Raw genomic sequence first — 12,546 nt, forward strand, 5'->3', positions numbered from 1 at the left:
ATCGAGAAGTTAAACAAAATTGTGGTATTGAACGCTGTCAGGCTCGCACGAGCCGAGCGCAAAGAAATCATATTTTTCTCGCTATTTCTGCGTGGTTTGAACAACATAAACGTCGTATATCTGAAAAAATAACCCTTTATCAACAAAATTGGGACGTAATCAAAAATGCTATTGCTGAGCACATCCGTGTTTTATTAGCGTACCCAAATTAGTTTTGTGCGAAACTCGTGAATTTGTAAGCTTCAGTTAAGTCTGTTCAAAAGCTATTTTCTTGTTGATATAGCTAAATAATTGTTATTCTCTAAATATGGATTATATTTTTTTAATAAAGGTTTTAATTTATGGATACAAAAGAAATTAATGATAAATTATAAATGAAATATACATAAACGAAGCCTATAAGGATGGAAAAATTAATAATGAGGAAATCCATAATATTCGTGACATAACCGATCTTGTTTTTGAAAAACTGGTAATAGAAGCGGCTAATACTGGTAAAAATAATTCTATAACAATATTCCTGAAATCATGCGATGTAACGGTTTAATTAATGCAAGATTTTTTTTTAAATTGAAAAAAGAAAATCTTAATAGCAGTCAAAAAGATCTAGTTAAAACAGCATGTAATGCACAGCTTACTTATATAAAAGCAAATTTTGATCGCTTTTTTAATTCCTATTAACAGATCTAATCTGAAGTTGTCTGGTAAATAATAAATACAAATCCTAAAGAGACATACGTTTTTCAGATAGCAGATAAATGAATCTAAGCGCTATACCCTATCTCTGATTAATTACAGCAAGAAATAGGGTATATGAAAAATTATTACTTTAAACAGCTGACTGGAAAATTATTGTTTCTGCTTTTTTTGTATATTGAGGTAGTAAGTCAAAATTTAAGTATTGGTATATATTTTGACTCTTATTTCCCATGCTATTAATCAATTGCAGATACTCTTCTACCGTTGGTAAATATCCCAATAATGAAGCAACTGCTGCCAACTCTGCTGAAGCAAGAAAAACCCTTGCGCCAGTTCCTAGTCGATTAGGGAAATTACGGGTAGAGGTCGAAACCACGGTTGCTCCATCCATAACACGAGCCTGATTACCCATACATAGTGAGCAACCAGGAATTTCAATCCGTGCCCCACTTTTACCAAAAATATTGTAATAACCTTCTTCGATTAGCTTAGCCGCATCCATTTTAGTCGGCGGAGCAACCCATAAACGAGTGGGGATTTGCCCTTTATATTGCTCTAGAAGCTCACCTGCCGCACGGAAATGACCAATATTAGTCATACAGGAGCCAATGAAAACCTCATCAATTTTTTCATTCGCCACGGAAGATAATAAACGTGCATCATCGGGATCATTTGGTGCACATAAAATAGGCTCGATTATTTCATTTAAATTAATTTCAATAACCGCTGCATAATCTGCATCAGCATCTGCCGTTAATAGTTGCGGATCAGCCAACCATTTATTCATTGAACTAATGCGACGTTCGAGAGTACGGCGATCACCATATCCATTCGCAATCATCCATTTCAATAATACAATGTTAGATTGTAGATATTCGATAATGGGCTCTTTATCTAACTTGATAGTACAACCCGCAGCTGAGCGTTCTGCCGAGGCATCCGCTAATTCAAACGCTTGTTCAACTTTTAATTGGGGTAAGCCTTCAATTTCTAATATTCGGCCTGAGAAAATATTTTTCTTACCTCGCTTTTCGACCGTCAATAAATCCTGTTGGATCGCATAGTAAGGGATAGCATGAACTAAATCACGTAAAGTAATACCTGGCTGCATTTGACCTTTAAAGCGGACTAATACCGATTCAGGCATATCTAAAGGCATAACACCGGTCGCCGCAGCAAAAGCAACTAATCCGGAACCAGCAGGAAATGAAATACCGATAGGAAAACGCGTGTGTGAATCACCACCCGTTCCTACTGTATCCGGCAACAGCATCCTGTTTAACCAAGAATGAATAATACCATCACCGGGACGCAAAGAAACACCGCCACGATCCATAACAAAATCGGGTAAAGTATCATGGGTAGTTACATCGATAGGCTTTGGATAAGCGGCAGTATGACAAAATGACTGCATAACCAAATCGGCTGAAAAACCTAAACAAGCTAAATCCTTAAGCTCATCTCGGGTCATTGGTCCTGTAGTGTCCTGCGAACCAACCGACATCATCTTCGGCTCACAATATTCACCGGGACGAATTCCAGGCTCATTACAAGCACGACCAACCATTTTTTGTGCCAGGGTAAAACCTCGGTCACTTTGTATCACTGATTTTACCTGGCGAAATACTTCAATCGCAGGCAAGCCCAAAGACTCACGCGCTCGTGCTGTCAGTCCACGGCCTATAATCAGCGCAATCCGCCCGCCGGCTCGAACTTCATCAAGTAAAACGTCGGTTTTTAATGCAAAGGTTGTTAATAAGGCATTAGTGGCATGACAGCGGATTTCTCCTTTATAGGGATAAATATCAATCACCTCTCCCATATTCAGTGAAGTCACATCAACTTCAATCGGCAGGGCGCCCGCATCTTGCATCGTATTAAAAAATATTGGTGCAATTTTTCCACCCAAAACAACGCCGCCATTACGTTTATTTGGTACAAAAGGAATATCTTTGCCCATAAACCATATTACTGAGTTGGCTGCGGATTTTCGCGAAGAGCCTGTACCGACAACATCACCAACATAAGCTAATGGAAAGCCTTTTTTACACAATGTTTCAATCTGTTTGATAGGCCCAATGACACCAAGCTCATCGGGTATAATTCCATCACGGGTATTTTTAAGCATTGCCTGTGCATGTAACGGAATATCTGGTCGTGACCAAGCATCAGGTGCCGGTGATAAATCATCAGTATTGGTTTCCCCCGTTACCTTAAAGACCGTTACAGTCAGTTTCTCTGCTAATGCGGGTTTATCAAGAAACCATTCGGCATTTGCCCATGAATCTATAACTTGGCGCGCATATTGGTTGCCCATATTTGCTTTTTCTTCTACGTCATAGAAGTTATCAAACATTAACAAAGTATGGGACAATGCTTTGGCTGCTATTGGAGCTAACTGTTCATCATCCAGCGCATCAATTAATGGAGAGATATTATAGCCACCCCGCATAGTGCCTAATAACTCTGTCGCTTTTGCTGGTGTAAGTAATGGAGAATATGTTTTTCCTTTCGTAATAGCAGCTAAGAAGTCTGCTTTCACGTAAGCAGCTTCATCAACACCAGGAGGGATACGATTACTTAACAAATCTAATAGAAAATTTTTTTCAGTTTCAGGTGGGGTTTTTATTAGTTCAACTAATTTAGCAACTTGGGTAGCATTTAGTGGCTTGGGTATTATTCCTTGTGCTGCACGTTCAGCTACATGCTCACGGTACTCTTTTAGCACGACGTTCTCCTCAATTGATTTTAATTTATATACCTGGCTGTCTACATCTCAAATAGAAAGTGAAAGGCCTGGTCAGAGGAATTGGCTTTACATAATTTTTCTTCTATCAATTATCCCCAGTATGGAACATCCAGAATAACAGAATTTAATTATACTGTTAATTTATTTACATACCTCCAACATTCATCAGAGTCAATAAATATTGCTGTGGTTTTTTGATCTCATATATTGCTATTCTAGGTAAAAAATTTTATCCATTAGTAGCAAAAATGGTTTATTTTTTATAAAAAATTGCAATAACTAGTTAATTTTATTAAATAATAAACATTTCAATTGAATAAAATATTATTCTTACTTTTCAAGCAAAAAATAGCTCCCTTATTTAAATCAAATAAAGGAACTAGTAATAAGTCGAATAATGCTTACAACAAATTTATTTTACCAGAATAAAATAAATTACTTTTTCTTTGCTTTTGGATTAGGCAAATCAGTAATACTTCCCTCAAATACTTCAGCTGCCATACCGATTGACTCGTATAATGTCGGGTGAGCATGAATAGTCAATGCAATGTCTTCTGCATCACACCCCATTTCAATTGCTAAGCCAATTTCACCTAGTAATTCGCCACCATTAACACCGACAACCGCCCCACCAATAACGCGGTGGGTTTCCTTATCAAAAATAAGCTTAGTCATACCTTCTGAACAATCAGATGCAATAGCACGACCAGAAGCAGCCCATGGGAAAGTAGCTACTTCATAACTGATACCTTTTTCTTTAGCTTCTTTTTCCGTCAAACCAACCCAAGCAACTTCAGGCTCAGTATAAGCAATTGAAGGAATGACTTTTGGATCAAAATAGTGTTTCAAACCAGAAATCACTTCAGCCGCCACATGACCCTCATGAACACCTTTATGAGCCAGCATTGGCTGACCGACAATGTCACCAATCGCATAAATATGGGGCACATTGGTACGCATCTGTTTATCGGTGTGGATAAAACCTCGCTCATCCACTTCTACTCCGGCTTTACCCGCATCAATTAATTTGCCATTCGGTACACGACCAATTGCCACTAAAACAGCATCATAACATTGTGGTTTGGCCGGTGCCTTCTTGCCTTCCATCGTTACATAGATACCATCTTTTTTGGCTTCCACCGCAGTCACTTTCGTCTCGAGCATTAAATTAAACTTCTTACTTATCTGTTTAGTAAAAAGCTTAACAATGTCCTTATCTGCTGCAGGAATAACCTGATCGAACATTTCAACCACATCAATTTCCGATCCTAATGCATGATAAACAGTACCCATTTCTAAACCGATGATACCGCCGCCCATCACTAACATACGCTTGGGTACTTTTGTTAGTTGCAAAGCATCAGTAGAATCCCATACTCGTGGGTCGTCATGAGGAATAAATGGCAGCTGGATCGGACGTGAACCTGCAGCAATAATAGCATTGTCAAAGTTTATGGTTGTTGTTTCTTTTTTACCTTCAACAACCAATGTATTAGCACCGGTAAATTTACCTAATCCATTAACAACTTTAACTTTACGACCCTTTGCCATCCCGGCCAAACCAGTTGTTAATTGGCCAATAACCTTTTCTTTCCACAACCGTACTTTATCGATATCTGTTTTCGGTTCGCCAAATACGATCCCATGTGCCGCCAATGCTTTGGCTTCTTCAATTACTTTTGCAACATGCAATAATGCTTTGGAATGAATACATCCGACATTAAGACAAACGCCGCCTAATGTCTCATAACGCTCGACTAAAACCGTTTCTAAACCAAGATCTGCACAGCGAAAAGCTGCTGAATAACCCGCAGGTCCCGCTCCTAGAACCACTACTTGGGTTTTAATTTCAGTACTCATCATGACCTCTTACTTTTGTTGTCCGGCGGGTCAGACGAAAAATTTTATAACCACCGAGACGTGTGTACTATAGGCAGTTTACAGAATTGTTAACATCCTTGAAAGTGCTCTAACGTGACATAACTCTCAACCTATAGGACGAATTAGAAAAAATTCTGTAATTACTAATAATAAAACAGACCGACATTCAGTCGGTCTATAAATTACATAATCAAACGGCGAATATCACTCATTAACTGTGCAATACGAGTGACAAAACGAGCGCCGTCTGCACCATCGATGACACGATGATCAAAGGAGAGTGACATAGGTAATATCAGACGTGAAATAAATTCACTGCCATTCCATACTGGCTTCATAGATGAGCGAGATAGCCCCATAATAGCCACTTCTGGCGCATTAATAATTGGTGTAAAACTCGTTGTACCGATACCACCTAAGCTAGAAATAGTAAAGCTGCCACCTTGCATATCAGACGCGGTCAACTTGCCGGCACGTGCTTTCTTCGATACTTCCATCAATTCTTTGGAAAGCTCGATAATACCTTTCTTATTAACATCGCGAATAACAGGCACAACCAAACCATTTGGGGTATCAACGGCAATACCAATATGAACATATTTTTTCAATGTTAATCGCTGAGCATCGGCAGAAATTGAACTATTGAAACGAGGCATTTCTTCTAATGCTCGAGCAACCGCTTTCATGACAAAAACTAATGGTGTAATTTTTACTCCCGTTTGCAACTTTTCCATCTCTTTATTTTGCTGCTTACGGAAAGCTTCTACTTCGGTAATATCAGCATCTTCCATGACAGTCACATGCGGGATCATTACCCAGTTACGACTCAAATTAGCGCTAGATATCTTTTGAATGCGGCCGAGTTCAACTTCTTCAACTTCACCAAATTTACTAAAATCAACTTTTGGCCATGGTAGCATGCCTGGCAAACCACCCGCAGTAGTCGCTCCAGCTTCAGAACGTTTTACAGCCTCTTTGACATAAGTCTGAACGTCCTCACGCAGAATGCGACCTTTACGCCCTGTTCCATTTACCTTAGCCAAATTAACACCAAATTCACGCGCTAAACGGCGAATAAGCGGTGTTGCATGCACATACGCATCATTTTCAATAAATTCATTTTTAGTCTCAGCAACATTACTTGCCTGTGCTGTAGATGAGACTTGAGGGGGTTCAGAAGGCGGGGCCTCTGATTTTTTCGCTATTTCAGCGCTGCTAGTATCCGCACTGGCAGCTGGTGAAGCTGCGGTTGCATCAACCGCAAAAATCATAATTAGTGAACCGGTTTTAACTTTATCGCCTTTAGCAATTTTGATCTCTTTAACTTCGCCGGCAAAAGGCGCTGGCACTTCCATCGATGCCTTTTCACCTTCTACAGTAATTAACGATTGCTCAACGGAGATTTTATCACCAACACTAACCATTATATCCGTAACTTCAACTTCATCATTACCAATATCCGGTACAATAACTTCCGTTAATTCACTTTTTGCTTGACCCACATCTTTGCTATCTGCTTTATCCGTGTTTGCATCAGAGGTTGTTTTAGCGCTAGCTTCTGTTACTTTTTCCCCTGTATCAAAAACCATAATCAACTTACCGGTCGCGACTTTGTCACCAACTGCGACTTTAATTTCTTTCACAACCCCAGCCTGTGGTGACGGAACTTCCATTGACGCCTTTTCACCTTCTACGGTAATTAACGACTGCTCAACATCAACTTTGTCGCCCACTTTTACCATAATTTCGGTAACTTCAACTTCATCTGCACCAATATCAGTAACGTTAATTTCAATAGACATTGATTTTACCTCTTATGCCAAACGCGGGTTAATTTTTTCTGGGTTGATGTTGTATTTTTTGATGGCTTCATTCACCAATTTTACATCCATTTCACCACGTTTAGCTAATTCACCCAACGCTGCTACTATCACATAGGAAGTATCAACCTCAAAATGATGACGGAGGTTTTCACGGCTATCTGAACGACCAAAACCATCAGTACCCAAAACACGATAATCACTTGCAGGAATGTAGGAACGAATTTGTTCTGCAAATAATTTCATATAATCTGTTGATGCAACTGCCGGAGCATCATTCATGATTTGAGCAACATAAGGTACACGAGGTTTATCAGATGGATGTAACATATTCCAACGCTCACAATCCTGTCCTTCACGAGCTAATTCGGTAAATGACGTTACACTATAAACATCGGAAGCAATACCATACTCACTGGACAAAATTTTTGCAGCTTCGCGAACATGACGCATCATTGAACCCGATCCCAACAATTGAATTTTGCCTTTTTCGCCTTTTAGTGACTCAAGTTTATAGATACCTTTACGAATACCTTCCTCAACACCAGTAGGCATCGCTGGCATATGATAATTTTCGTTCAAGGTAGTAATATAGTAGTAAACATTTTCTTGTTTCTTACCATACATACGAACTAAACCATCATGCATAATAACAGCAACTTCATAAGCGTAAGCTGGATCATAAGAGATACAGTTAGGTATGGTTAGTGACTGGATATGGCTATGCCCATCTTCATGCTGCAAGCCTTCACCATTCAATGTGGTACGTCCTGAGGTTCCGCCAATTAGGAAGCCACGCGCTTGCTGATCTCCAGCTGCCCATAACAGATCACCAATACGCTGAAAGCCGAACATGGAATAATAAATATAAAATGGGATCATCGGCAGATTATTTGTGCTATATGATGTAGCAGCAGCTAACCAAGAGGCTCCCGCACCCAATTCGTTGATGCCTTCTTGAAGAATTTGACCTTTTTCATCTTCTTTGTAGTAAGCAACTTGTTCACGATCTTGAGGGGTGTACTGTTGTCCATTTGGGCTATAGATCCCAATTTGACGGAATAAACCTTCCATACCAAAAGTACGTGCTTCATCAGCAATAATTGGCACTAGACGATCTTTAATTGAGTTATTTTTTAGCATTACATTCAAAGCACGTACAAATGCGATCGTAGTAGAGATCTCTTTATTTTGCTCTGCTAATAATTGGCCAAAATCTTCTAGGCTAGGAATATCCAATTTTTCATCAAATGTAGGATTTCGCGCAGGTAAATATCCACCTAATGCCTGACGACGCTCATGCAGATATTTATATTCAGCTGAATCTTCTTTAAAAGTAATAAAAGATAATTTTTCTACCTGATCATCCGCTACCGGCACATTAAAGCGATCACGGAAATAACGAACCCCTTCCAGGTTCATTTTTTTCACCTGATGGGCAATATTTTTACCTTCAGCAGTATCGCCCATGCCGTAGCCTTTAACTGTTTGAGCTAAAATGACTGTTGGCTTGCCTTTAGTGTCTTGCGCTTTTTTAAAAGCGGCATAAACTTTTTTCGGATCATGACCACCACGGTTTAACGACCAGATTTCATCATCGGTCATATCCTTGACTAGTGCACTTGTCTCAGGGTAACGATTGAAGAAGTATTCACGAACATAAGCGCCATCTTTAGACTTAAATGTTTGATAATCACCATCCAAAGTTTCATTCATCAACTGAATCAGTTTACCTGAAGTATCCTTACGCAATAATTCATCCCATCGGCCACCCCACAGGACTTTAATGACCTGCCATCCAGCACCGCTAAAGATACCTTCTAACTCATTAACAATCTTACCATTACCAGTAACTGGCCCATCAAGGCGTTGTAAGTTACAGTTGATCACAAAAACCAGGTTATCTAACTTTTCACGAGTCGCAATCGTGATAGCACCTTTAGATTCAGGTTCATCCATTTCACCGTCACCAAGAAAAGCATAAACTGTCTGATCTGCGGTATCCTTTAAACCTCTGTGTTGTAAGTATTTTAAGAATTTTGCTTGATAAATAGCACCTATTGGACCTAATCCCATAGACACCGTAGGAAATTGCCAAAATTCAGGCATCAATTTAGGATGAGGATAAGAGGAAAGACCTTTGCCACCAATCTCTTGCCGGAAATTGTCCATTTGCTCTTCAGTGAGACGACCTTCCAAAAATGCGCGTGCATAAATACCAGGCGAAATATGTCCTTGGAAATAAACTAAATCTCCACCATTTTTATTATTTTTTGCCTGGAAGAAGTGATTAAAACAGACTTCATATAAAGTTGCAGAAGACTGGAAAGATGCCATGTGACCACCTAACTCCAGATCTTTTTTAGAAGCTCGTAAAACTGCCATTACAGCATTCCAACGAATCGCAGAGCGAATACGACGCTCTAAATCCATGTTGCCTGGATAATCAGGCTCATCCTCTACGGAAATAGTGTTGATATAATCACAGTTTCCAGAACCAGCTGCGATATTAACGCCGCCCTTGCGTGCTTGTTGTAATACTTGATCAATAAGATACTGAGCACGATCAACACCTTCTTCACGGATGACCGATTCGATCGCCTGTAACCAGTCGCGAGTTTCGATCGGATCCACGTCATTCTTCGACATATCTGACATGGTCTATTCCTTATCTATTATCTGTTTCTAATGTAGTTACTGAGCCATCTTTTGAACATATTTACAAAACCAGAAAGAAGAACAAAAGATAGTCACTATTGCCGCAACTTTGTCTCTAATAAATCAGAGCGGTAATGCAGACGCAGCAACAAAAAAATCTGCACTACTAAATTAAATTTTGATATTGTTGTATTCGACGTAAAGAACGCTCACGACGTGTATGCTCACGACTGATGTCCAGCAAAATCTCCTCAATAAATGCTAAATGACGATGTGAAGCTTCCTGTGCTTTTTCAGGTTCACGTGCGATAATAGCTTCAAAAATTTGAGTTCTATGTTTACTTACTGCTGCGTGCATTTCTTTACGGGTATACAAGCACTCAAAATTTTGTCTAATATTCTGCTCTAACAATGGAACCATACAACGAAGTATATGAAGTAATACCACATTATGAGCCGCTTCAGTAACAACCAGCTGATATTGCAAAACAGCCTCAACTTCAGCATTAACGTCCCCACGCTCTTCAATATCCTGAATTTGTAAATGACTGATCTTAATCCGAGCTAGATCCTCATCGGTTCCTCTTAAAGCAGCATAATAAGCAGCAATACCTTCAAGTGCATGACGTGTTTCTAAAAGATCAAATTGTGATTCCATATGCCCAGATAATAACTGGGTAAGCGGATCACTAAAGCTTTGCCATAGATTTGTTTGGACGAACGTCCCCCCACCTTGTCGGCGAAGAAGAAAACCTTTTGCTTCAAGCCTCTGAATAGCCTCACGCAAAGAGGGACGAGAAACATCAAATTGCTTAGCCAACTCACGTTCAGGTAGCAATTTTTCTCCGGGGCGCAATATTCCTTCAAGGATTAAATGCTCAAGGCGCTGTTCAATGACATCAGATAATTTAGGTTGGCGAATTTTGCTATAAACCATATTTACAATAGGCCACTTATATTTTGCGTAAATACTTATTTAACACTACCAAAGTCAATTGGTAATACCAATTTATCCTAGATGTACATAAAGTAACAAAGTATTCACCAACTGTCCATAAGAGCTTATATTTAACCTTAAGAAAGTCGCATTTTTTGATAAGGATTTTTAAAAATTAAAAATAAATGATAGTTTTAATTTGTTTTTTAGCAACGATGTTAATTTTTGTATACATATAATTAATCAACTGAAACGTTACTATTTACCTTTAATTAAATTATTAATCAATATAAATGAATTAATATTCAATCCAGTAGTTAAGAACATAACAATTTTATTATAAATAACATTAATGTTTTTCAGTGAAAACGATTGATAGCGTTGATATTAAAAATATCCTTAATTTTTCAAAACATCTAAAATAATTAAAAAAAATTTAATTAATAAAGTTTCTTTGATATCAATATGTTGATTGAATAAATAGTTAGAATATTTAGTAGTATTATTCAACTATTCATGAAATCTCATAGAAAGATCTATTGCTGTAATATTTTTAGTTAATGCACCAACAGAAATATAATCTACCCCTGTTTTTGCATACTCTTTTAATGTTTTCAGTGTAATATTGCCCGATACTTCAAGAGCCACTTTTCCCTTAGCAATCATTACCGCTTCTTGCATCATAGAAATAGTAAAATTATATAACATAACAATATCTGCTTTTGCTTCAATTGCTTCAATTGCTTCATTCAATTCATTTATATTTTCAACTTCAACCTCGATAGGAACATTTGTATGCGCTAAACGCGCTTTCTTAATTGCTGAAGTAATATTCCCTTCTTCAATGATATGGTTTTCTTTAATTAAATAAGCATCAAATAAACCTAGCCTGTGATTAAAACCACCTCCACAAAGTACTGCATATTTGAGCGCGCTCCTTAAACCAGGTATGGTCTTACGCGTATCTAATAACTTTACTTCTGTGCCTTGTAATATCTCAACATAATGAGCTGTTTTGGTAGCAACCCCTGATAAAGTTTGTAGAAAATTAAGTGCAACTCTTTCAGCAAGCAACAGTATATGGGCATCACCTTCGATAATACAAAGAATCTGGCCAGATTTAATTTTGTCGCCATCACGGACCCGCCATTTAAGCTGAACAGATTGATCAAGTTGCTGAAATATCTGCTCTACCCAACGCATTCCGCAAAATATACCATCTTCCCGGGTAATTATTTTAGCAATAGCCAACTGATTTTTTTTCAGCAATTGTCCACTAATATCACTGTCTATATTGGGCACCTCGAAAAACTCAAGATTTTCAATTAACCCTTGGCTTTCATTCTAAATAATTAGATTTTTTTTGATTATCACGCTACTGATTCTATCGCACATTGCCCTGGCTAGGGCCATTTGACCCATTCTGGGCGTCAGAAAGCCACGATGCACGCGCTCTGGAAGTACGCCAACCGCTTTAGGTTGTAACATGCTGCCATCATCGTCATGGCAAAATTAGCGCGCACCTGTCCAATGGTGCGGATCAGTTTTCTACCCATTTGTTCCATCGCCGCAAATGCATGTTCAACCCGTGCCCTAGTCTTTGCAATCCTGTGGTTTCGCCCTTGCTGAGTCTTGGACAACGGTTTGTTTCGATGGCCTTTACGCTGAATCTGGCTCCTATAGCCGTTTGCCTTCAGCCAAGCTTCCCGCTCCGCAGAGGGATAGCCTCGGTCGGCGTAGATATTGCGATTGGTGTTGGCCTTGTCAATGACCCTTTCGAAATGCTGACTGTCGTGGGTGCT

Annotated in this window: 6 protein-coding genes and 2 pseudogenes; 1 reads left to right on the top strand and 7 read right to left on the bottom strand. The window is 38.9% G+C overall.

The annotated features are described in order from the left end of the window. Positions 1-212: pseudogene (locus CBG25_RS11940) on the top strand (hypothetical protein); the annotation flags it as partial. Between the two features lie 617 nt (positions 213-829). Here CBG25_RS11940 and acnB read toward each other — a convergent pair. The 7 genes and pseudogenes from acnB to CBG25_RS11975 all read right to left on the bottom strand — a co-directional run. Beyond that, entirely contained in the window at positions 830-3,427 is a 2,598-nt protein-coding gene (acnB, locus tag CBG25_RS11945; protein WP_290606859.1) for a bifunctional aconitate hydratase 2/2-methylisocitrate dehydratase, read from the bottom strand. Positions 3,428-3,883: 456 nt separating this feature from the next. After that, positions 3,884-5,308 (bottom strand): dihydrolipoyl dehydrogenase, encoded by a 1,425-nt coding sequence (gene lpdA, locus CBG25_RS11950; RefSeq protein WP_290606861.1) that lies wholly within the window; start codon positions 5,306-5,308, stop codon positions 3,884-3,886. Positions 5,309-5,511: 203 nt separating this feature from the next. Further along, entirely contained in the window at positions 5,512-7,131 is a 1,620-nt protein-coding gene (aceF, locus tag CBG25_RS11955) for a pyruvate dehydrogenase complex dihydrolipoyllysine-residue acetyltransferase (protein ID WP_290606863.1), read from the bottom strand. Between the two features lie 12 nt (positions 7,132-7,143). Continuing rightward, positions 7,144-9,807, bottom strand: a complete 2,664-nt coding sequence (gene aceE, locus CBG25_RS11960) for a pyruvate dehydrogenase (acetyl-transferring), homodimeric type (RefSeq protein WP_290606865.1) — start codon at positions 9,805-9,807, stop codon at positions 7,144-7,146. 166 nt (positions 9,808-9,973) lie between these two features. After that, positions 9,974-10,744 (bottom strand): pyruvate dehydrogenase complex transcriptional repressor PdhR, encoded by a 771-nt coding sequence (gene pdhR / locus CBG25_RS11965; protein WP_290606867.1) that lies wholly within the window; start codon positions 10,742-10,744, stop codon positions 9,974-9,976. A 510-nt stretch (positions 10,745-11,254) separates the two neighbouring features. Next, positions 11,255-12,139, bottom strand: a pseudogene (nadC, locus tag CBG25_RS11970) (carboxylating nicotinate-nucleotide diphosphorylase). Between the two features lie 35 nt (positions 12,140-12,174). Next, on the bottom strand, positions 12,175-12,546 hold a 372-nt coding region (locus tag CBG25_RS11975; RefSeq protein ID WP_290603757.1), incomplete at its 5' end, for a transposase.

Source organism: Arsenophonus sp. ENCA (genome assembly GCF_002287155.1).
GTDB classification, from domain to species: domain Bacteria; phylum Pseudomonadota; class Gammaproteobacteria; order Enterobacterales; family Enterobacteriaceae; genus Arsenophonus; species Arsenophonus nilaparvatae.

Excerpts from the sequence above, each read along its gene's own strand:
- lpdA (WP_290606861.1), bottom strand. The coding sequence starts at position 5,308 with ATGAGTACTGAAATTAAAACCCAAGTAGTGGTTCTAGGAGCGGGACCT.
- pdhR (WP_290606867.1), bottom strand. The coding sequence starts at position 10,744 with ATGGTTTATAGCAAAATTCGCCAACCTAAATTATCTGATGTCATTGAA.
- aceE (WP_290606865.1), bottom strand. The coding sequence starts at position 9,807 with ATGTCAGATATGTCGAAGAATGACGTGGATCCGATCGAAACTCGCGAC.
- aceF (WP_290606863.1), bottom strand. The coding sequence starts at position 7,131 with ATGTCTATTGAAATTAACGTTACTGATATTGGTGCAGATGAAGTTGAA.